Source organism: Pseudomonas sp. LAMO17WK12:I10, assembly GCF_900215185.1.
In the GTDB taxonomy this organism is placed as follows: domain Bacteria; phylum Pseudomonadota; class Gammaproteobacteria; order Pseudomonadales; family Pseudomonadaceae; genus Aquipseudomonas; species Aquipseudomonas chlororaphis.
This window is the reverse complement of the sequence record NZ_OBDX01000041.1, coordinates 26,660-47,473: the sequence shown is the minus strand read 5'-3', so window position 1 is coordinate 47,473 and position 20,814 is coordinate 26,660. Positions and strand designations below refer to the sequence as shown.

Below are 20,814 nucleotides of genomic sequence, written 5' to 3'. Positions count from 1 at the left end.
AAGGTGCGGTTCCGAGGCTTGGTCAAGAACACCGCGCAGATGGTGATGCTGTTCGCGCTATCGAACCTGTGGATGGCTCGTCGGCATTTGCTATCGAAGACAGGAGAGGTGCATCTGTAGTACGCGAAATGGTTGCTACGAGGTGCTCGCAACGGCGAAAAAATATGAAATAGACAGCAGATCTGATCGCATCTTGACCTGCTGCCGCTTTTGGCATCGAGGATGAAGAATTAGCCAGTAAATATTGGGCTACTTCAGACCATCCTTGAATAGTGGAAAACGGATGAGGAAGTGCGGGAACAACTTATCGACACGGATTCATTCCGTGTACTCACTTCCATTTTGACGCTTGAGTCCTGAGCGCGCTCTTTGTTACAGCGGGGGGTGAAACTATTTTGCAAATGCCTGCTGAACTAACAGGTGAAGCCGAAGTTTTAATGTGGGTACTTAGTTCGCTTGCTATTTGTTTTTTGCACCGATCATTCGGGCAGGGTCATGAAAGGGGAACGATCTGTCGCGGAGTGAAATTAATCCTGGTTAACCCATTAGGGGTCGAGACTAGCGGAAACGATAAAGTTGATTTGTACGGAATTTGTAATCGTGGGGCATCCGTAGGGGCCTTGTGCTGCAAGGGTTTCTGCCTGAAGGCTAGGCAGATGTATCGAAAGGTAAAGGTAGGATGTTTGGTTGTGTCGTTAACGATCTGTTTAATTCAGCCTAGTTGGCTTGCTTATCGGGCGGCATGTATCGGTCAATATCGCTAGTTATAGAGCAAGTGCTCTAGGTGGGGCGGGTGCGTGGAATATTGTCGATCTGGATGGCGTCTGGCGAACTTGCTGGAAGTGAACGGCACTCTCAATACAGTGTGAAGTGGCCGGGATTTAAAAGTTGAAGTAACGGCGGTGGCCGGTTACTGTCTGAGAAGAGACCAGGGGAATTCCTTAGTTGTCGACTCACGAGAAACCGCTCGAACGGCCACCTCGATAACGCGAGATAGCCGCTCGACGGCGAGTCATTGCGGGCTGGAACGCCCGGTCATTTCCCGGGCCATTTCGCTGGCGTAGCTGTCGGTCATGCCGGCGATGAAGTCGATCATGCGTAGGAAGGAGGCATGCAGCGAGCCGTTCGGATCCGGCGCGTTGTTGCCCAGCAGGTCGAGAATCCGCCGGTTCTTGAACGACGGCGTGCGTCCGCCGTGCTGTTCCAGCGCGGCGCCGCAGAACGAATTGAGGAGGATTTCCAGGGTGGTGTAGGCACCGATCTCGTGCAGGGTCTTGCGCTTGTCCTGGAAGATCTTCTTGCGCGCGATGTCCTTGGCATTGAGCACGCAACGCTTGGCCGGGCCGTGCATGTGCTCCACCAGATCGCCCGGCAGGGTGCCGCTGAGCAGGGCGTCCTGCTGTTCGACGAAGGCCCGGGCGGCGGCGTTGGTCAGGTGCTCGATGGCCTTGCCGCGCAGGATCGCCAGCTTGCGCCGGCGCGAGTCCCGCGGGCCGAGCTGGCGATAGGTTTCCGGCAGGTCGTCGCCCACCAGCCCGAGCAGCAGCGACTCGACTTCGGCATAGTCGAGCAGCTCCATCTCCAGCCCGTCCTCGAGGTCGATCAGGGCATAGCAGATGTCATCGGCGGCTTCCATCAGGTACACCAGCGGATGGCGGGCCCAACGTTGCTCCTCGAGTTGCGGCAGGCCGAGCTTGGTGGCGATCTGTTCGAGCAACGGCAACTCGCTCTGGTAGCAGCCGAACTTGTGCTTCTTGTAGCCCAGGGAGTCGGCGTGGCGCGCGGTCCAGGGGTACTTCAGGTAGGTGCCGAGGGTGGCGTAGGTCAGCCGCGTGCCGCCGTCGAACTGGTGGTATTCCAGTTGGGTCAGTACCCGGAACCCCTGGGCATTGCCTTCGAAGTTGAGGAAGTCGTTGCGCTCGTTTTCGTGCATGGCGTCCAGCCAGCCGCGCCCGGCGGCCTGCTGGAACCAGTGGCGGATCGCGTCTTCGCCGGAGTGGCCGAACGGCGGGTTGCCGATGTCGTGGGCCAGGCAGGCCGATTGCACCACCATCCCCAGGTCGCTGGGTTCGCACCACTCGGGCAGGGCGTCGCGAATGGTCTCGCCGACCCGCATGCCCAGGGAGCGACCGACACAACTGACTTCCAGGGAATGGGTCAGGCGCGTGTGGATGTGGTCGTTGCTGGACACCGGGTGCACCTGGGTCTTGCGGCCCAGGCGGCGGAAGGCACCGGAGAAGATGATGCGGTCGTGGTCCTTGTGGAAGGGGCTGCGGCCCAGTTCTTCAGGGCTGTGCAGCGGCTTTCCGAGGCGTTCGCGGGTAAGCAGGGTATGCCAATCCAAGGCGGGGTCTCTCCGTCGAATGACTGATGGGTTAGCTTCCCGGTTCGCGCCAGCGCCTGCAAGGGGAACAGGTTGAATAACGGGGCCGACCACGCACGCCACTAGGCTCTGTACGAAAAGTGGCTGCGCGCTGGGCGCCTTCGGCGCTACGCAGGCCATGCTGCGTTAAAAACAGGCTCGTGCGCGAGTCCGATCGGAATGCTCATTTAGGCCCCTAAAGTCGAACGCGACCCCGGCCGTTCCTCGCCTGTTTTTGCCTTGCCTGACCTTCGCTCGCCGACTTTTCGTACAGACCCTAAAGCCCCGCGGCATCGATATCGATCAACAGCAGGCGCTGGCCATTGTCGAAGAACTGCCCGGCGGTCAGGCAGTACTGGTTGCTGGTGGCGTCGCGGTAGGTGTTCGACAGGGTCAGCCGTCGCTCGTCCCAGCCTTCGGCCAGCAGATGATAGAAGTACGGGCGCCACGACCAGTTGTGGCCGACGTAGCTGTGGTCGGCCTGCCAGCGGTCGTGGCGCCATTCCAGGTTCGGCGTGAGCTGGGTGCCGTGGCGATCGCATTGATAGAAGCGCAGCAACCAGGGAAAGGCATCCAGCTGGGGCAACCGTTCGATTGGGGCCCGGGCTTGGGCCCAGTCCTGCAGCAGGGCCATCAGCTCCACGAGTTGTTGGCGCATCTGCATCAGGCGTCCGCGCTCGGCCAGTTTCTGTTGCACATAGCGCTGGCGTACCCGGGCAAAAGGCGCAACGAAAGCATCGCTGGCGAAGAATGCCTGCTCGGCCCGGGCAAACAGGAAGCCCTGGACATAGCGCGAGCCGCATTCCAGGGCGAAGTTGAGTTCGGTTTCGCTCTCGACCCCCTCGGCGATAATCCAGCAGCCGGTTTTCTCGGCCATCTGCGCCAGGGCCTTGACCACGTCGCTGCTGGGCCCGCCACGGGCCGCGGCCTGGAACAGGCGCATGTCGAGCTTGAGAATGTCCGGTTGCAGGGCCAGCACCCGGTCGAGCTGGGAGTAACCGGCGCCGAAGTCGTCGATGGCGATCCGCACGCCGGCTTCGCGGTAGCGCGCCACCACTTCGCTCAAGCGCTGGCTGTTACCGCTCAGTTCGGTGATTTCGAAGACCACGCGCCGCGGATCGACGCCCTGTTGCTGCAATTGCCTGAGGCTCGGCAAGGGCTGGCCGGCGCGCAGGCGGCTGATCCAGCGGGGCGAGATGTTGATGCTCAGGAACCAGTCGGCGGGCGCTTCATGCAGGCGGCTCAGGGCGTCGGCGCGAATCAGCCGGTCGAGCCGCCGCAGGGCGCTCGAGGAGGTCCGGGGATCGTTGAACAATGGGCCGACCGACAGCAGTTGGCCGTTCGGTTGGCGCAGGCGGCCCAGGGCTTCGACACCGGCAATACGGCCGGTGGCGGTGTCGATGAAGGGTTGAAAGCAGGCAAGCGGTTGCCCGTCGATCACGGGGCCTCCTTGGTTGATCTTATTGATCCTGGCGCTGCGCCGACGCAACAGGCAGGCACGACCCGACCTCTCGTGGGAGAGGCCGGGTGCGCAGCTATTGCGGGAATGATTGCAAGAATGCAGCCAGATGGCGCCGGCTCAGTGCTTGTTCGAAGAACCTTGCATGACCAGCTTGATCAGCGGCAACAGGCCGGCGCTGAGCCGCACCAGCCGGGCGAAGCTTCTGACGCTGCCGCTCTTGGCGCCTTTGCCGGTGAGAAACCCCAACAGGGTCACGGCAGCCACGCCCCACAACGGCGCGTGCTTGATGCCCAAGCCCTGTTGCCAGCTCTGGCCAAGGCCCCGGACCCGCTGCAAGGGTTGCAGCAACTGTTGGGATTCGTGGCGGATTTCCTGGCGGTGCATTTCCATTCGCAGGCGGATCAGCGCCTTGCGCATCTCGCGCCGGGAGTTGGTTTGCGGGATGTCAGGCAGGCTCATGGCAGCAGGCGCTCCCTGTCGTTGGCCAGCTCTTCAAGGGTGGCGTGGAAGGGCGAGGACTCGTCGAAAATCGCCGCCTTCAGGCGCAGGGCGCAGAACAGCGCCGCCAGCGTATAGAAGACGCACAGCCCGATGATGGCGGGCAGGCGATAGGTGTCCCAGAACAGGATCAGCACCAGCGCCGACAGGCCTATCAACAACAGCAGGGCGAACACCAGAGCCAGCCCGGCGAACAGCAGCAGGCTGACGGTTCTGGCTTTCTGTTCCTGCAACTCGATGCCGAACAGTTCGACGTGGCTGTGCAACAAACCCAGGAAAGCAGCGCCCAGGCGCCGCGTTGAAGAGCCTTGGCCCGCCGTGGAGCCGGATTCACCGATAGCCATATCAGCGCCGGGTCGCCAGCAGGCCGATCAGGAAGCCCACGCCCGCCGCGATGCCCACTGCTTGCCAGGGGTTGCTCTGCACATAGTCTTCGGTGGCGGTGACCGCCGCCTGGCCGCGTTCGCGCAGCGATTGTTCGGTCAGTTGCAGGGTCTCGCGGGCGCGCAGCAGGCTGTCGTGAATCTGCGTGCGTAATTGGTCTGCCTGGTCGCCAGCCAGGGTGGCGGTGTGTTCCAGCAGACGTTCCGTGTCACTGACCAGTGCCTGAAAGTCCGCCATCAGTGTTTCTTGAGCTGTCTTGGTGGTTTTGCTGGCCATGGTTATCTCCGTAGTGGCGTTCTGAAGGGTTCGAGTATGAGCCTTGCGCGAAGGTTCAGTGCAATTGTCTGGTACAGCTTTTGCTTTGTCCTGGTGCGTAAACACGGGTGGTTGCGCCGAATGCGCGCAGGATGCGGTGCCTGGCAGCTAAAACCTTACCCTAAAAAATCAACACTTATGGAAACACCCCGAGCGATACATCCCTCTCGCAAAAGCGTCGCGCCAAAATGGGTCGTAATACCTGGGTCGAAAGGACCTTCGGTGCCAAGTTGGTGCAAAAAAGCGTTCGAGCGGCTCGCGGCTTTTTCCTGAATATCAGGTCTGCCCATTCCATGGAAAATCTGCAAAGCGCTGTGGACACTCTGGTCCATGGTTCCAATACCCTGTTCATTCTCATCGGTGCGGTCATGGTCCTGGCCATGCATGCCGGCTTCGCCTTTCTCGAGGTGGGCACGGTGCGCCAGAAAAACCAGGTCAACGCCTTGTCGAAGATCCTCAGCGACTTTGCGGTCTCGACCCTGGCCTATTTCTTTATAGGCTATTGGATCTCCTACGGCGTCAGCTTCCTGCAACCAGCGGCGGTGATCAGCGCCGATCACGGCTACGGGCTGGTGAAGTTCTTCTTCCTGCTGACGTTCGCCGCGGCCATCCCGGCGATCATTTCCGGCGGCATCGCCGAGCGTGCGCGGTTCGTCCCGCAGCTCTGCGCCACGGCGCTGATCGTGGCCTTTATCTATCCCTTCTTCGAAGGCCTGGTGTGGAACGGCAACTATGGCCTGCAAGCTTGGTTGCTGGCGAGCTTCGGCGCGGGCTTCCATGATTTCGCCGGCTCGGTGGTGGTGCATGCCATGGGCGGCTGGCTGGCGCTGGCCGCGGTGCTGTTGCTCGGGCCGCGCAACGGTCGTTATCGCGACGGCAAGCTGGTGGCTTTCGCGCCTTCGAGCATCCCGTTCCTGGCCTTGGGGTCGTGGATCCTGATTGTCGGCTGGTTCGGCTTCAACGTGATGAGCGCGCAGACCCTGCAGGCGGTCAGCGGGCTGGTGGCGGTGAATTCGCTGATGGCCATGGTGGGCGGCACGGTGGCGGCGTTGATCGTCGGGCGCAACGACCCGGGCTTCCTGCACAACGGCCCGCTGGCCGGGCTGGTGGCGATCTGCGCCGGCTCCGACCTGATGCATCCGGTGGGCGCGCTGATCACCGGGGCGATTGCCGGCGCGCTGTTCGTCTGGTGCTTTATCGCCACCCAGACCCGTTGGAAGCTCGACGATGTGCTGGGTGTCTGGCCACTGCACGGGCTGTGCGGCGTGTGGGGCGGTATCGCCTGTGGGATCTTCGGTCAGAGCGCCTTGGGCGGCCTGGGCGGCGTCAGCCTGGTCAGCCAGTTGATCGGTACCGGCCTGGGCGTGCTGGTGGCGCTGGTCGGCGGCTTTATGGTGTACGGCGCGATCAAGGCGCTCTGCGGCCTGCGCCTGACCCAGGAGCAGGAGTATTACGGCGCCGACCTGTCGCTGCACAAGATCGGCGCGGTCAGCCTGGACTGAGCCCATGCGGCCCTGGCTGGAGTCCCCGGCCAGGGCTGCTTGCCGCTGATCATTGGCCGCCGAGCAGGCGCGCCTCCGAGGCCTCGATGGCCGCCAGCGGGCCGGACATCAACACCGTATCGCCGGCTTGCAGCAGGGTGCCGGCGGCCAGCTCCAGGTCGCGGCCATCGCGCTGCACGCCTTGCACATCCACGCCCAATTGCTCCAGCGCCAGCTCGCCGAGGGCCAGGTCGCAGGCGTGGGCCGCGCTGCCAAGATTGACCGCATGCATCAGCACCCGCGGCTGGCCGCGATTGTCCAGCAGGTCGGTCTGCGCGCCATGATAGAAACCATGCAGCAGGCGATAGCGGTTGTGGCGGACCTCATCGACCTTGATCTGTACCTGGTGTTCCGGTAGCCCGAGCATCACCAGCGCATGGGACGCCAGCATCAGGCTCGACTCCAGCAGCTCCGGCACCACTTCGCTGGCGCCGGCGGCTTTCAGTTCGGCCAGTTGGCTGTCGTCCCGGGTGCGCACCAGGATCGGCACGTCGCTGTTGATCCGGCGCGCGCTTTTCAGCACGTTGAGGGCGATGTCGGTCTTGTCCACGGCAATCACCAGCAGCCGCGCGCGTTCGAGGCCGACCGCCGCCAGCAGCTCGGCGCGGCGGGAGTCGCCGTAATGCACGCAGCTTTCGCCGGCCGCGGCTTCCTGGACCCGCACCGGGTCGTCGTCCAGGGCAATGAAACGCTGCTGTTCGCGGCGCAGGAAACGGCCGATCGACTGGCCGACGCGGCCATATCCACAGATCACCACATGGTCCTGCAATGCAGCGTTGAGGGCGCTGATTTCTTCCAGGTGGGCCTCCTGGTTCGGTTTGCGGTGCAGGCGCGCGGCAATGCCCGGGGCGGCGCGCAGCAGCAAGGGGGTCAGCAGCATCGAACAGAAGGTCGCGGCCAACAGCAGGCCGCTCAGTTCGGCCGGCATCAACTGGCTCTGCTGCATCTGCGCCATCAGCGCAAAACAGAACTCGCCGCCCTGGGCCAAGGCCAGGCCACTGCGCCAGGCCGTCTCGCCGTCGCTGCCGCGCAGCTTGAGCAACAGTGCCACCACGGCGCCCTTGATCAGCATCAGGGCCAGGGTCAGGCCGAAGACCAACAGGGCATGGCTGGCGAACAATTGCAGGTCGATCAGCATGCCGATGCTGACGAAAAACAGCCCCAGCAGAATGTCGCGGAACGGCCGGATATCGGCCTCGATCTGGTGTCGGTAACGGCTTTCCCCCAGCAGCATGCCGGCGAGGAATGCACCAAGGGCGGGGGACAGGCCGAGCAGGTGGGTCAGCCAGGCGGTCAGCAGGACGATGACCAGGGCCAACCACACGAACAGCTCGGCGGAATGGGAGGCGGCCACCTCGTGGAACAGCCGTGGCAGCAGCCAGCGGCTGGCCAGCGCCAGGCCGATGAACAGCAGGGCGGTCTTGCCCAGCGTCAGGGGCAGGGCCCAGTACCAGGCCTGTTCGGTGTCGCCGGCGAATACCGGCACCAGGGTCAGCAACAGCACGGCCACCACGTCCTGGAACAGCAATACGCCGATCGCATTCTGCCCGTGGCTGCTGAAGATTTCCCCGAGGCTGCCCAGCTCCTTGCTGACGATGGCGGTGGAGGACAGCGCCAGGCCCGCACCGAGCAGCAGCGCCGGGATCAGCGGTACGCCGGCGAGGATCAGCAGGCCGCCAAGGACGGCGCCGCTGCACAGCACTTGCAGGCTGCCCAGGCCGAATACCACCTGGCGCAGGGCCAGCATTTTCGATACGGAAAACTCCAGTCCCAGGGAAAACAGCAGGAATACCACCCCCAACTCCGCCAGGTCAGGCAGGTTTTCGTTGTCGTTGACCCAGCCGAAGGCGGTCGGCCCCACCAGCAGGCCCACGCACAGGTAGCCCAGAACGGGCGGCAGGCGCAGGTGGCGGAACAGGGCAATCACCACCAGGGATGAAGCAAGGATGATCAACAGATTGGCGAACACAGACATCTCCGGCGGCGGGTTGGAGTACAGAGCGTAGAGGCAAAAAAAGCCGCGAGGGTCGCTCAATCGCAAGTTGGCGGCGCTGACCTGCATCAGCTGTTTGGCAGAATGCTCGACGATGGCCATTGTTGGCCGCAGGGTGCTGCGTTCATCGGTCGACGGCTTTTTCCCGCGGGCCTAGAATAAGCGCCTGTCTCTTTTCGGTCTGTCTGTCATGCCTCCTGAATGTCAGCTGTTCGGCACCCTGGGCTGCCACCTGTGCGAACTCGCCGAGGCGGAGTTGATGCCGCTGGTGGAGCACGGGCTGATGGTCGAGCTGGTGGATATCGCGGAAAACGAAACTCTGTTCGAGGCGTATGGCCTGCGTATCCCGGTCCTGCGCCGGGTGGACAACGGCGCCGAGCTGGGCTGGCCGTTCGATGCCGAGCAGGTGGTGGCCTTCCTGCGCTGAGCTGGCTGTCGCTGGCACGACCCTTTCCGTTTGTCGCCTGCGCTGCAATCCCTTGGCGGGATCCCGATTATTCGGTTACTGTATATGCGTACAGTTATCGGGATGGTTCGTCATGTCTCTCACAATCCTCGCCCGCGCCGAGCGTTTGCAACACCTGTCGCCCGAGCATGCAGGGCACGACGGGTTTGCCGCCGGGCTCACGTTCGAAGGCGGTTTTTCCCTGGATCGTACCGTGGGGCTCGGAGCGCCGCAGATCCGCGCGGTGCTGGTGGATGACGACAGCCTGCTGGGCTTTGGGATCTATCCCGGCGACCGGCTGATCGTCGATCGTTCGGCGGCCCCGGCGGTGGATCAGTACGTGGTGGCCCATCTCGATGGCGAAGACGCCTATGGCGTGCGCCTGCTGGCGCCCGATCCCAAGGGTGGGCTGCTGCTCAAGGCGGCGCGACCTTCGGTTGCACCGATTCCCCTGGACGATCGGGACTCGGCGCAAATCTGGGGCGTGGTGTTGTGGGTGGTCAGTTATGTCGGCCGTGGCTGATATCGAGGCGCAGGGCGTGTGCTCAGTGGATGAATGAGAGGGTAGAAGGACTGATGATGGTCAATGTCGAACAATTGAAGAGCAGTGTGAACCGAATGTCCGCCGATGTGGTGCGCGAAGCGGTACTCGAGCTGCGCCTGGACGGCCTGGTCACGGAAGGCAAGACACCGTTCAACAAGCTGCATTTCAATACCTGCTTCGCCGAAATCGAAGCCCTGTTCCAGCGTGCGGGTTATCACCGGCAACTGGACGTGGTGGGGTATCAGGGGTTGTTGTATGCGCTGTATGACCCGGCCCGCTGGGAGGCGGTCGATGTGCTGCGCTGGCTGAAGGAGTTCACCGATGCCGCCGCGCAAGCCGGCGTGGCCCGGGCTTAGTCGCAGGTTCCGGAGGGGGAAACTCTCCTAGGCTCCCCGGGACCCATGTTGGATAATGTCGCTCTGCATTGTCCGCTCGAGCTTTTGTATGTCTTCCGTACCTTTTTTTGCCGCACAGCATCAGGCCAGCACCCTGTACCTGCCCCCCGGTTCATGGCCAACCGTGCTGGATTGCCTGTGTGACCATTTCAGCACCATCAGCCGCGAGCAGTGGCTGAGCCGGATCGCCCGCGGCCGGGTGCTCGATGGACAGGGACTACCGATCGGTGTCGACCTGGCGTACCGCGAAGGCCTGCGCATCCATTATTTCCGTGAAGTGCCCGACGAAAAGGTCATCCCGGTGCAGGAGTCGATCCTCTATGTCGATGAGCACCTGGTGGTGGCGGACAAGCCGCATTTCCTGCCGGTCACCCCGGCGGGGGAATATGTCGAGCAAACCTTGCTGCGCCGCCTGATCCGCAGCCTGGACAATCCCCACCTGGTGCCTCTGCATCGCATTGACCGGCATACGGCGGGCCTGGTGTTGTTTTCGGCCAACCCGCGAAGTCGCTCGGCCTATCAGTCGCTGTTCCCGACGCGCAGGATCGACAAGCGCTACGAGGCCATCGCACCGGCCTTGCCCGGTCTTGAGTTCCCGCGGGTGCATAAAAGCCGCCTGGTCGATGGCGAGCCCTTTTTCCGCATGCAGGAAGGGCCTGGTACGCCTAATACGGAAACGGCACTGGAGGTCCGGGAAAAGAACGGCGACCTCTGGCGTTATGGGCTGTATCCGGTGACCGGCAAAAAGCACCAGTTGCGGGTGCACATGAGTGCGCTGGGGGCGGCGATCTGCAACGACCCGTTTTATCCCGATGCGCTCAAGGATGTGGAGGACGATTACGCCAAGCCGCTCAAGCTGCTGGCCCAGGGGCTGCGTTTTACCGACCCGCTGACAGGGGAGGAGCGCGAGTTCGAGAGTCGGATCACCTTGCAGTGGTAATCCAGGCAACTGCTTGCTGCTGCCAGAAACGATAAAGCCCGCGCAAGCGGGCTTTATCGTTCGAGGCGGTAACGGTATGGATTACAGCTCTTTTACCGTACGAACCTGATCCTTGTTGATGCGGGTGTGTTTGCCGTCCAGTTGTTCGAACTCGTAGAAACCGGAATCCTCATCGTATTTCGGCGTATCGACGGCCTGGATTTCGCGACCGTCATTCAGGGTGATCACAGTAGGCGATGCGCAACCGGCGAGAGTGGCAAGGCCCAGTGCGAGCATGAGAGTGGCGAGAGTCCGCTGAATCATTATGTGTCTCCGAGATGAATACTTTTAGTTGCTGTGCTTGAGACGTATACAACGCCTGCAAGTTCCTTGAGTTAAGGGCATTCTGACACGCCGTGCTGCTGGCTTAACAGCTCTGGTGTATTCAGATTAGCCAATCGGGGACCGTTTGCCGGACATTGCAGGGCCTGAGCATCCAGCCCGCGCATGATACGTCCGGGGCTGCGCTCACCGTTCTGCCAGACTCCGTCGAAGGTGCCGAGCAGCGTGCGCGGAATGATACACAGCAAGGGTTCCTAGTGCTCGCCATGGCGCAGCATCAGCGGTTTGTCCGGATGCAGGGCGGCGCTTTGTCGCATGGCGTCGATCAGTTGCGCATCGATGCGCGGCACGTCGCAGGGCAACCCCTTGTTCCTTCCGCCCATGCGTTGGCCGCGTCCACCGGCCAGGAGCAGAATGGAGCAGGGTGGCAAATCTGTGCGCGGGGTCATGGCACGTCTCCACAGGGGCGGTCAAAGAGAGCGCTGTGATATAACACCGGGCTGTTTCTCCTACAACTGGATCGAGCCTATGAAAGCCAAGGCTGATGTACCTTTTGCACCCTTGAATATCGCGGTGCTGACTGTCAGTGATACCCGGACCCTGGAGACCGATACCTCCGGCCAGGTCTTCGTCGATCGTCTGAGCGCTGCTGGCCATAACCTGGCCGCGCGCGTCCTGCTCAAGGACGATCTCTACAAGATTCGCGCACAAGTGGCGACCTGGATCGCCGACGATCTGGTCCAGGTGGTGCTGATCACCGGCGGCACCGGTTTTACCGGCCGCGACAGCACCCCGGAAGCTGTGTCTTGCCTGCTCGACAAACAGGTCGACGGCTTTGGCGAGTTGTTCCGTCAGATCTCGGTGGCCGATATCGGTACTTCCACCGTGCAGTCGCGGGCCCTGGCCGGGCTGGCCAACGGCACGCTGGTGTGCTGCCTGCCGGGCTCGACCAACGCGGTGCGTACCGGTTGGGACGGCATCCTCGCCGAGCAGCTGGATTCGCGGCACCGGCCGTGCAATTTCGTCACCCATCTGAAACAGGCGGCGCCTTGTGAATCCCGTGGGTAAGCCGGGCAAGACCGGTGCCTTGATGCCGGTCGAGGTCGCATTGGCCCGTTTGCTGGAAATGGCCGAGGCTACTCCCATTCTCGAGCGCGAGCGGCTGCCGCTGGCGACGGCTCAAGGCCGGGTCTTGGCCGACGATTTGGTTTCCACCCTGGATCTTCCGCCCTGGCCCAACAGCGCCATGGACGGTTACGCCTTGCGTGCCGCGGATTGGAGTGGTGAGGCCCTTGTGGTCAGCCAGCGTATTTTCGCTGGCCAGGCGCCCGAGCCTTTGGCGCCCGGTACCTGCGCACGTATCTTCACCGGGGCGCCGGTCCCGGCGGGAGCCGACTGCGTGGAAATGCAGGAGAACGCCGAGGTTCAGGCCGATGGACGGGTGTTCTTTACCGAGCCGCTCAGCGCCGGGCAGAACATTCGTCCCCAAGGCCAGGAAACCACGGTCGGCGAGTGTGTATTGGTGGCCGGAGCGCAGCTGGGGCCGATCGAGCTGGGGCTCGCTGCTTCCTTGGGGTGCGCGGAGCTGGAGGTGGTGCGTCGAGTGCGGGTCGCTGTGCTCTCCACCGGCGACGAGCTGGTAGAGCCCGGGCAAGCGCTGGGTCCCGGGCAGATCTACAACAGCAACCGTGTCCTGCTGTGCAGTTGGTTGCAGCGGTTGGGCTGTGAGGTGATCGACGGCGGGATCCTGCCGGACGATCTGCCCACGACCCGACGGCGTCTTGCCGAACTGGCGGATGTGGACCTGATCCTGTCCACTGGTGGTGTATCGGTGGGCGAGGCGGATTTCCTGGGTATCGCCTTAAGAGAAGAGGGCGAGCTGGCGCTCTGGAAGCTGGCGATCAAGCCGGGCAAACCGTTGACCTTCGGGCATTTCCGCGGTGTGCCGGTGATCGGCCTGCCCGGTAATCCGGCCTCGACACTGGTGACCTTTGCCTTGCTGGCCCGCCCCTATATTTTGCGGCGCCAGGGAGTGAAGCAGCTGCAGCCCTTGCAGTTCCAGGTTCCAGCCGGGTTTGCCTGGTCGAAGCCGGGGAACCGCCGAGAATATCTGCGTGGGCGTCTGGAGCAGGGCAGGGCAATCATCTACCGGAACCAGAGTTCCGGGGTTTTGCGCAGTGCCGCCTGGGCCGAGGGGCTGGTTGAGGTACTGGAGGAGCGAACGCTGGTTGAGGGCGATTGGGTCAACTTCATCCCATTGAGTGAAGTCCTGGGCTGACTCCAGGGGAGGCGGACCTGGTCGGCAGCGCCGGGTCCATCCTCCAGAGCCCCACCTATCAACGCAGGAGTAAAAGGATCAGCAAGCCAAAACGGCTGTTCAGTCCCCAGGACAGTAGTGCCGATATAAATCCGGCATAGGCCAACACCCACGCGAGCTTCTTGAGCAAGGCATGAAGCTTGCTGTCGGGCTTATGCTCGGGGTCACGGGTATGTACTTGATGGACACTCAGTTCCGGGTGTTTGCCTGTACTGAGCAGGATGCTCCCTTCCAGTCGAGTGAGCGCGGAGTTCGAGCGTTCAAAGCATTTCTTGTCATCCATGTGTTTCGCTTCCCTGTTTGAGGCGTCGTTCGCCTGCCATGAACATTCTCCGATTGTCTGTTTCGGGTCAATTCAGGTGATTCTCAATCTGCGGTCAGAAAAGTTACCGGTTAGCCAGCAGACGACCTGACGGGGACAAGTTGATTACAACCCGATCGGACTTTTTCTCATGGGCTGAGGGTCAACATCCTTCAATGACCCTCGAATGACAGGAGTGATGAGCGATGAGCGAACGCAAGGCGATGCTGATACTGCACGGCAAGCAGGCCCTCAACGAAGAGGTCCGCGAGGCTGTCGAGCGCAAGCGTGAAGAGGGTTGGGAGCTGGCGGTCCGCCTGACCTGGGAAGCGGGCGACGCCCAGCGCCTGGTGGATGAAGCCCTCGCGGCCGGTTACACCCGCCTGATCGCGGGAGGCGGTGATGGCACCTTGCGTGATATCGCCGAGGCCATGGCGGCGCAGGCCAACGATGCCAGCCTGGTGTTGCTGCCGCTGGGCACGGCCAATGATTTTGCGCGGGCGGCTGGCGTGTCGTTGCTGCCCCATGAGGCATTGAACCTGCTCGACGTGCCGGCACGGGCGATCGACCTCGGCGACGTCGGTGGCCAGGTATTTCTCAACATGGCCACGGGCGGGTTCGGCAGCCAGGTGACGGCCAATACCTCCGAGGACCTGAAAAAGATTCTGGGGGGCGCGGCCTATCTGTTCACTGGTTTGTCCCGTTTCAACGAACTGCATGCGGCATACGGTGAACTGCAGGGGCCGGATTTCCATTGGCGCGGCGAGTTGCTGGCTCTGGGGATCGGCAACGGGCGCCAGGCCGGTGGTGGTCATCTGCTGTGCCCTGAGGCGATGGCCGATGACGGGTTGCTGGATGTCAGTATCCTGCCGGCCCCCCAGGAGTTGGTGGGCACCTTGAAGGACCTGCTGGCCGGCGGCTGGGGGATCGACAACCTGTTTGTGCGCACGCGCCTGCCCTGGGTTGAAATCAAGGTGTCCGAGGGGCTGGATATCAATCTCGACGGTGAGCCCCTGCAAGGCGAAAACCTGCGTTTTCGCGCGCTCCCAGGGGCATTGCGGGTGCATTTGCCGGAAGACTCCCCGCTGTTGGCGGCTTCGGCGTCTTAATCGTCGAGGCTGATGATCTGTTCGCGGACGGCAAACAGGACCAGGCCGGCCACATCATAGATCTGCAGGCGTTTCATGATCTGCGAGCGGTGGGTTTCCACGGTCTTGATGCTCAGGCCAAGCCCATGAGCGATTTCGCGGGTCGATTTGCCGCGAACGATCAGGCGCAGGATCTCCAGCTGGCGTGCGGTCAGGTTATGGGTTTCAACGGGTTCCGGATGGGGCTTCTGCACGCGGATCAGCGCCTGGTTGATCACCGTGTGGGCAATGGCCGGGCTGAGATAACGCTCGTTGTTGCGCAAGGCGTCGAGCGCGTGCTCGAGCTCGTTGGCGGTGGTGTCCTTGAGCAGATAACCATGAGCACCGGATTCCAGGGCCTGCATGATCAGCGCCGGATCGGTGTGCATCGAGAGAATCAGTACTTTGCTCTGCGGATGCACCACCTTGAGTCTCTTCAGGGCTTCAAGGCCGCCGATATCCTTCATGGAAATATCCAGCAGGATAATGTCCGGCGACAGCCTCTCGACCATTTCCAGTACTTGTGCGCCATCGTTGGCTTCACCGATCACGGCATAGCCAGGAATGTCCATGACCAGGGCACGCACGCCAGCCCTGATGAGCGAGTGGTCATCCACCAGAAGTAAATTGCAGGTCAATGTAAAACCTTATTCGTACTGGCCCGTTCGAGTGCGCGAGGCGCCCAGGGGAAGAGTGCTTCGATTTGTGTGCCCTGGTCGGGCTGGCTGGAAACCTTCAGGGTGCCACCCAGTTGCGCGATTCTTTCCGCCATGCCCGCCATGCCGCGTTGTCCTTGCGCGCCTGGATTGGTCGCCGGGGAAAAGCCACGGCCATCATCGCTGATAAACAGCGAAAGGCCCTCGGGCAGGCGTTGCAGGCGTACCAGCAGGTTATCCGCCTGGGCGTGACGCAGCATGTTGGTGACGGCTTCCTGAGTGATGCGAAAGGCGGCCACCGCCATCTCCTCGGGGATGCCTGCCAGGCGTTGCTTGCATTCCAGGCTCCAGTGCACGGAAGTGTTTTCCAAGGTCTTCAGCAAGTGTGCCCGCAGGCTGGCTTCCAGGCCAAGGCTGGCCAATTGCCGGGGATTGAGAATGGCCGATACATCGCGCACCTTGGCCAGGGTTTCTTCCAATGTGCTTTGAAGCGTCGTGCAATGTTGTTGCAGGTCTTCGGGCAGGCGGCGCTTGAGCCATTCGCTTTGCAGCTTGGCGGCAGTCAACAGCTGACCAATATCATCATGCAATTCACGACTGAGGCGATGGCGCTCATTTTCCTGGACTTCCAGCAAGCGATCCGCCAGTTCCTGAGGCTGGAACTTGATCGATTTGCGTGAATCGCCGTAATAGGCCCAGACACTGGCCAGGGCCGCCAGATTCAGGATCAGCAGGCTGAGGGGAAAGGTCGTCGACAGGCAATAGACGGCCAGACTTCCAAGTGCCGAGCATGAGCACAGCAACAGGTTGAGCCAGCAGCGCAGGTTTATTCGAGAGAGAAGCCTGGTGACAGTTGACTTGAGGCTGGCGTACATAGCGGATGGAGCCAATGAATGTTCGCTGCGGGGAGACCGGTCAAGTCGACTGACGGGCCCCGGTTTGGAAAACGGTGTTGTTTGAGTATGCGGCTTCAATTAACGCGGTCTATTCGTTGGGAGCAAGCCTTGCACTGATCAGGTGTGTAACAAGATCAATCTGAAGTCACAGTGCCATTAAGGGGGTCGTTTAGTGGCTGGCATAGTATCAGCTTAGCTACCGTTGGTCGCGCCTCTATATATGTCCATCGGGTCAGGAATATTGCCTTTTGGGACGTATGTTCCGATTCGCGTGTTTTAACTGGCTCCGCTCAAACAGTGACTGTATCTGGCCTTGGGCGAACGGGTAGGCGAGATTCAGAGCACTTGAAGTCTCGGGATTGGTTTTATTTAGTTGTGTTAGTTGGTTCTGTCGTTAACAGGCATGAAATATTGGATAACGACATGATGCTGGTCAATGTCACGACATATCTAACGACTGAAGTTAGGTATTAACGACAGGGTCTATGCGTTTCTCTTGGCGATCGAAAAAACTTTGAACGAACTTTGGTGACAGGACAGGGGGGCGGGCAAAGGGTCGATTTGCACGGCGAGGGATTCGATGAGAGTGGCCTGTTCGTTGCCATCGAGGTTCAGTTGCCCGGTCACTGGATCGACGAGTTCAAGCTGCCAGGCCATCAGGCTGAAGCACTCCCCGAGAGTGTCGAGGATCTGCTCGTTCATGTCCGGATGAGGATGGGAGTGATCCAGCAACGCATGAACCTGGCGCGAGAATTCGGCGGTGCTGCGCAGCGCCAGCGCGTCGGTTTTCTCGGCAAGTTTGAGCAGAGTGGACAACATGCAATCGATGGCGTCCTGATCGTTCCTGATCAGGTTGAGATGGTTCAGGCATTCAACAGACTTGGCCAATAGTGCTTCTGCCTCAAGCAGAAAGTCGGGTGACTGGTGCCACTCTTTATTGTCGATCAGCATGCTTGTCTCCACGACGCCACGTCAGATGATGGAATGGTCCGTTTTGTGAGCGGCTGTAAGGTATTACGTCGGTTATGCCGTGGGATATAGGACGAATCTGATTGGTTCTCAATGGACGAAGACGCTGTGCTGGTGTTTAGTCTGCAGGCGACAGACTGCCGAGCACGGTGTGTCGGCCACGCTTGGACAGCGGAGGCGGGGGGGCTCGAAGGGGCACCAGCCCATCTTCCTGCGATCACAAACAAAAGCCTGACTCCATTCATGCAATGAGAATGGCGTCACATTAATGGCTATTGGATATTGCGAATATCAGGTTGGTCCTGATTGCCGGTAGGGGATTCCCTTATAAAGGGGAACCAAGTGTTGAAAACGAGGTCGCGGCGGGAGCTTGGGCGGATGAAATCGCGAAGCCAGTAAAGCATGATGTTAATGTGACATCAATGCCTTTGCATGGCATTTTGTACGCGGGTCAAGATTCGGTGAATCGCGCCGATAACCCGCGTTAGTGAATTCATCAGAACAAGCCCAGGAGTCATTACATGGCCGGCATTCTCGACACGGTAGATCAACGCACGCAACTGGTGGGTGAGAATCGCCTGGAAATCCTCATGTTTCGTCTGGCCGGGCGACAGTTGTTCGCGATCAACGTGTTCAAGGTGCAGGAAGTCCTGCAATTGCCGAAGCTGACGCTGATGCCCCAGCGCCATCCGTTCGTCTGTGGCGTGGTCAACCTGCGGGGGCAGACGCTGCCGGTCATCGACCTGTCCCAGGCGATCGGCATGCGGCCACTGGTGCCGGGTCCCAACAGCACCATCATCGTCACCGAGTACAACCGCTCGGTGCAGGCCTTCTTGGTGGGAGGCGTCGACCGCATCGTCAACATGAACTGGGAAGCCATCCTGCCGCCGCCGACCAGTGCCGGGCGCCAGCATTACCTGACGGCGATCAGCAAGGTCGACGATCAATTGGTCGAGATCATCGACGTGGAAAAGGTCCTGGCCGAAATCGTTCCCTACAACGCCAAGGTCTCGCGCGACAAGCTCGACGATCCGGTGCTCGAGCGTGCCCGCGGCCGTGAAGTGCTGTTGGTGGACGACTCCAACGTGGCGCTGTCGCAATTGCGCGACACCCTGGGCCAGTTGGGGGTGAAGATGCACATTGCCAGCGACGGCCTGAAGGCCCTGAAGATGCTCAAGGCCTGGGCCGATACCGGGGTCGACATGACCGACAAGCTGCTGATGGTGTTCACCGACGCCGAAATGCCGGAAATGGACGGCTATCGCCTGACCACCGAAATCCGCAACGATCCTCGTCTGCGCGGCCTTTATGTGGTGCTGCATACCTCCCTGTCCGGCAGCTTCAACGAGTCGATGGTGAAGAAGGTCGGTTGCGACAACTTCCTGTCCAAGTTCCAGCCGGACAAACTGGTCGACGTGGTGCGTCAGCGCCTGATGCTGGACGAAGTTCCCGCCTGACGGGAGCAATAGCCGGAGCGACGCCTGCGCGGCAGCTGCTTCTTTGATTCGCGGGCCGGCTCGTATAAGGTTGCTTTTTTTGTCACCCGGGAGCTGGCCATGCGTCTCAGCGCGCTTTATCGATACCCCTTGAAATCCGGCAAGGGCGAGTCCCTGCAACAGGTCGCGCTGGACAGGCTGGGGCTGGAGGGAGATCGACGCTGGATGCTGGTCGATGAACCCAGCGGACGCTTCCTGACCCAACGTGCTGTCCCGCACATGAGCCAGCTTTCGGCGCTCTGGAACGCCGAGGGAGGGCTGACCCTCAGTGCTCCCGGCTACCCATCCCTCGATGTGCCACTGCCTGGTGCGGATGCCCCGTTACGTGGCGTGACCATCTGGCGCGATACCCTGCGCGTACCGGATGCCGGCGACGAAGCCCATGCCTGGCTGAGCGACTTCATCGGCAAGCCGACCCGCCTGGTACAGGTCCCCCCGGAGCGTGCGCGCACCACTCAGGCCGGTTACGGCAAGGATGACGATCAGGTGGCCTTTGCCGACGGTTTTCCGCTGTTGCTGATTGGCGAGTCCTCCCGGGAAGACCTGTCCAGTCGTGTCGGCCGTCCCCTGGAAATGCTGCGCTTTCGCCCGAACCTGGTGATCGAGGGCTGTCCGGCCTTCGCCGAAGATGGCTGGAAACGCATCCGCATTGGCGATATCGAGTTTCGGGTGGTCAAGCCTTGTGCGCGTTGCATCCTCACCACCATCGATCCGCAGACTGGCGAGCGCAGCGCCGACCGTGAACCGCTGGCCACGCTGCAGCAGTACCGGGCGCAAGAAGGCGGGGCGATGTTCGGGCAGAACCTGGTGAACGATGGCATCGGCCGGCTGGAGGTCGGTATGCCGGTCACCGTGCTGGAATAGTCGGTGACGTAGAAACGAAAAATGCCCGTATCGCCAGATACGGGCATTTTTTATCGCCGAGGATCAGCTCCCGGAGGGATCAGCCGCGGTATTCGCACAGGTAGGCGGTGTCGACGGCCACTTTCAGCTGGAACTTGCTGTTGGCTGGTACGTTGAACTGGCTGCCGGCGGCAAAGGTTTCCCAGTCGTTGCTGTCAGGCAGCTTGACGGTCAGGGCGCCGGAAACCACGTGCATGATTTCCCGTTGAGCCGTGCCGAACTCGTATTCGCCCGGAGCCATGACGCCGATGGTGGCGGGACCTTCGGCCGTGCCGAAGGCAATCGACTTGACGGTGCCGTCGAAGTACTCGTTGACTTTAAACATGGGCGATTCCTCAAAAAGGGGTCAAAAAGGCCGGCCAGTATGCACAAGGCCTTCAGATGCGTCACCTGTTGCGCGGACGGATCAGCCGGGAAGAATCAGAGGCAATAAACGCGCCGTATTGCGGGCATCTTCCAGGGCGCGATGCTGCTGGCCGGTGAACTGCAGTCCGGCCAGTTGCAGCGCGCCGTTCAGGCCCAGCGGTCGTTCGAGGCGACGGGCCTTGGCGAAGCGTTGCTTGAGGTTCATGTGCGGCAGTTGGGCGAGGGCGCTGTGCAGTTGCGAGCGTTGCCACTCCTGCAGCAGCTGCTTGCGATCGTAGTCGCCCCAGCTGGCCCAGCCCTCCAGGCGTGTGTGATGCTGGCCCAGCCAGCGTTCGAACAGCGGCCAGACTTCGCTCAACGGCTGGGCGCCGTCGATCTGGGCCTGGGTAATGTGGGTCAGTTCGCGGCAGAACGGCGTCAGCATAGGCCGCCGCAGCGGGCGCACGAAGCGTTGGAAATGGTCCAGTTCACGCCCTTCGCGGTTCACCAGGGTGGCGCCGATCTCGATGATTTCCATGTCGGTCACCGGCCAGCCTCCTTCGTCCGTGGTGGCTTCCAGATCAATTACCAACCAGTGGGGCAT

General features: G+C 61.4%; 23 protein-coding genes and 2 pseudogenes. 11 read left to right on the top strand and 14 right to left on the bottom strand.

Annotation, left to right across the window (positions count from 1 at the left end; all coding sequences use genetic code 11):
* Positions 1–120: pseudogene (locus tag CRO75_RS29815) on the top strand (IS5/IS1182 family transposase); the annotation flags it as partial.
* Between the two features lie 892 nt (positions 121–1,012).
* Here the strand turns inward: CRO75_RS29815 and CRO75_RS29810 are convergent.
* From CRO75_RS29810 to CRO75_RS29790, 5 genes are all read right to left on the bottom strand, one after another.
* Complete coding sequence (locus CRO75_RS29810) at positions 1,013–2,344, bottom strand: deoxyguanosinetriphosphate triphosphohydrolase (RefSeq protein ID WP_007923253.1); 1,332 nt, start codon at positions 2,342–2,344, stop codon at positions 1,013–1,015.
* A 295-nt stretch (positions 2,345–2,639) separates the two neighbouring features.
* Positions 2,640–3,803, bottom strand: coding sequence for an EAL domain-containing protein (locus tag CRO75_RS29805; protein WP_097140082.1), 1,164 nt, complete (start codon positions 3,801–3,803; stop codon positions 2,640–2,642).
* 138 nt (positions 3,804–3,941) lie between these two features.
* Positions 3,942–4,283 (bottom strand): hypothetical protein, encoded by a 342-nt coding sequence (locus CRO75_RS29800; RefSeq protein ID WP_007923255.1) that lies wholly within the window; start codon positions 4,281–4,283, stop codon positions 3,942–3,944.
* On the bottom strand, positions 4,280–4,666 hold the full coding sequence (locus tag CRO75_RS29795) for a phage holin family protein (RefSeq protein ID WP_097140080.1): 387 nt from the start codon (positions 4,664–4,666) through the stop codon (positions 4,280–4,282). The genes CRO75_RS29800 and CRO75_RS29795 overlap by 4 nt, the downstream gene beginning before the upstream one ends.
* Before the next feature lies 1 nt (position 4,667).
* Complete coding sequence (locus CRO75_RS29790) at positions 4,668–4,982, bottom strand: YqjD family protein (protein WP_007923257.1); 315 nt, start codon at positions 4,980–4,982, stop codon at positions 4,668–4,670.
* A 332-nt stretch (positions 4,983–5,314) separates the two neighbouring features.
* Between CRO75_RS29790 and CRO75_RS29785 the strand changes: the two genes are divergently transcribed.
* The gene (locus CRO75_RS29785; RefSeq protein ID WP_097140087.1) at positions 5,315–6,523 is read left to right on the top strand and encodes an ammonium transporter; all 1,209 of its coding nucleotides are present in this window, start codon (positions 5,315–5,317) and stop codon (positions 6,521–6,523) included.
* A gap of 49 nt (positions 6,524–6,572) precedes the next feature.
* On the opposite strand, the gene CRO75_RS29780 is transcribed toward CRO75_RS29785, so the two are convergent.
* Positions 6,573–8,531, bottom strand: a complete 1,959-nt coding sequence (locus CRO75_RS29780) for a monovalent cation:proton antiporter family protein (RefSeq protein WP_097140085.1) — start codon at positions 8,529–8,531, stop codon at positions 6,573–6,575.
* A gap of 214 nt (positions 8,532–8,745) precedes the next feature.
* Here CRO75_RS29780 and CRO75_RS29775 point away from each other — a divergent pair, with 214 nt between their 5' ends.
* The 4 genes from CRO75_RS29775 to CRO75_RS29760 all read left to right on the top strand — a co-directional run bounded on the left by CRO75_RS29775 (position 8,746) and on the right by CRO75_RS29760 (position 10,879).
* Positions 8,746–8,982 carry a glutaredoxin family protein gene (locus CRO75_RS29775; RefSeq protein ID WP_009044929.1) on the top strand — a complete coding sequence of 79 codons (237 nt, stop codon included), beginning with the start codon at positions 8,746–8,748 and terminating at the stop codon, positions 8,980–8,982.
* 112 nt (positions 8,983–9,094) lie between these two features.
* Positions 9,095–9,523 carry a S24 family peptidase gene (locus CRO75_RS29770; RefSeq protein WP_009044928.1) on the top strand — a complete coding sequence of 143 codons (429 nt, stop codon included), beginning with the start codon at positions 9,095–9,097 and terminating at the stop codon, positions 9,521–9,523.
* A gap of 56 nt (positions 9,524–9,579) precedes the next feature.
* Positions 9,580–9,900 carry a hypothetical protein gene (locus CRO75_RS29765; protein ID WP_007923266.1) on the top strand — a complete coding sequence of 107 codons (321 nt, stop codon included), beginning with the start codon at positions 9,580–9,582 and terminating at the stop codon, positions 9,898–9,900.
* A gap of 88 nt (positions 9,901–9,988) precedes the next feature.
* Positions 9,989–10,879, top strand: coding sequence for a pseudouridine synthase (locus CRO75_RS29760; RefSeq protein ID WP_097140078.1), 891 nt, complete (start codon positions 9,989–9,991; stop codon positions 10,877–10,879).
* An 81-nt stretch (positions 10,880–10,960) separates the two neighbouring features.
* Here the strand turns inward: CRO75_RS29760 and CRO75_RS29755 are convergent, their stop codons facing one another.
* Positions 10,961–11,182, bottom strand: a complete 222-nt coding sequence (locus tag CRO75_RS29755; RefSeq protein WP_097140076.1) for a YgdI/YgdR family lipoprotein — start codon at positions 11,180–11,182, stop codon at positions 10,961–10,963.
* Positions 11,183–11,253: 71 nt separating this feature from the next.
* A pseudogene (locus CRO75_RS29750) lies at positions 11,254–11,649 on the bottom strand (hypothetical protein).
* A 79-nt stretch (positions 11,650–11,728) separates the two neighbouring features.
* On the opposite strand from CRO75_RS29750, the gene moaB reads away from it, so the two are divergent.
* Both moaB and glp read left to right on the top strand, forming a co-directional pair.
* Positions 11,729–12,268 carry a molybdenum cofactor biosynthesis protein B gene (gene moaB, locus CRO75_RS29745; RefSeq protein WP_007923271.1) on the top strand — a complete coding sequence of 180 codons (540 nt, stop codon included), beginning with the start codon at positions 11,729–11,731 and terminating at the stop codon, positions 12,266–12,268.
* 22 nt (positions 12,269–12,290) lie between these two features.
* Positions 12,291–13,478 (top strand): gephyrin-like molybdotransferase Glp, encoded by a 1,188-nt coding sequence (gene glp / locus CRO75_RS29740; RefSeq protein ID WP_177409810.1) that lies wholly within the window; start codon positions 12,291–12,293, stop codon positions 13,476–13,478.
* Positions 13,479–13,536: 58 nt separating this feature from the next.
* On the opposite strand, the gene CRO75_RS29735 is transcribed toward glp, so the two are convergent.
* Entirely contained in the window at positions 13,537–13,800 is a 264-nt protein-coding gene (locus CRO75_RS29735) for a hypothetical protein (protein WP_009044924.1), read from the bottom strand.
* A 224-nt stretch (positions 13,801–14,024) separates the two neighbouring features.
* Between CRO75_RS29735 and yegS the strand changes: the two genes are divergently transcribed.
* Complete coding sequence (gene yegS / locus CRO75_RS29730) at positions 14,025–14,927, top strand: lipid kinase YegS (protein WP_097140072.1); 903 nt, start codon at positions 14,025–14,027, stop codon at positions 14,925–14,927.
* Here the strand turns inward: yegS and CRO75_RS29725 are convergent.
* From CRO75_RS29725 to CRO75_RS29715, 3 genes are all read right to left on the bottom strand, one after another.
* Positions 14,924–15,583, bottom strand: a complete 660-nt coding sequence (locus CRO75_RS29725; RefSeq protein WP_009044922.1) for a response regulator transcription factor — start codon at positions 15,581–15,583, stop codon at positions 14,924–14,926. The two genes, yegS and CRO75_RS29725, sit on opposite strands and share 4 nt — an antisense overlap.
* Positions 15,580–16,476 carry a sensor histidine kinase gene (locus CRO75_RS29720; RefSeq protein WP_097140071.1) on the bottom strand — a complete coding sequence of 299 codons (897 nt, stop codon included), beginning with the start codon at positions 16,474–16,476 and terminating at the stop codon, positions 15,580–15,582. The genes CRO75_RS29725 and CRO75_RS29720 overlap by 4 nt, the downstream gene beginning before the upstream one ends.
* A 504-nt stretch (positions 16,477–16,980) precedes the next feature.
* Positions 16,981–17,448 (bottom strand): hypothetical protein, encoded by a 468-nt coding sequence (locus CRO75_RS29715; protein WP_097140069.1) that lies wholly within the window; start codon positions 17,446–17,448, stop codon positions 16,981–16,983.
* A 539-nt stretch (positions 17,449–17,987) separates the two neighbouring features.
* On the opposite strand from CRO75_RS29715, the gene CRO75_RS29710 reads away from it, so the two are divergent.
* On the top strand, positions 17,988–18,923 hold the full coding sequence (locus tag CRO75_RS29710; RefSeq protein ID WP_009044919.1) for a chemotaxis protein CheV: 936 nt from the start codon (positions 17,988–17,990) through the stop codon (positions 18,921–18,923).
* 99 nt (positions 18,924–19,022) lie between these two features.
* Positions 19,023–19,826: an MOSC domain-containing protein gene (locus CRO75_RS29705; protein WP_062825103.1), complete on the top strand. Its 804-nt coding sequence runs from the start codon at positions 19,023–19,025 to the stop codon at positions 19,824–19,826.
* 79 nt (positions 19,827–19,905) lie between these two features.
* Here CRO75_RS29705 and CRO75_RS29700 read toward each other — a convergent pair whose 3' ends face one another.
* Both CRO75_RS29700 and CRO75_RS29695 read right to left on the bottom strand, forming a co-directional pair.
* Complete coding sequence (locus tag CRO75_RS29700; RefSeq protein ID WP_007930001.1) at positions 19,906–20,190, bottom strand: pyrimidine/purine nucleoside phosphorylase; 285 nt, start codon at positions 20,188–20,190, stop codon at positions 19,906–19,908.
* Between the two features lie 81 nt (positions 20,191–20,271).
* Entirely contained in the window at positions 20,272–20,814 is a 543-nt protein-coding gene (locus CRO75_RS29695) for an exonuclease domain-containing protein (RefSeq protein ID WP_009044917.1), read from the bottom strand.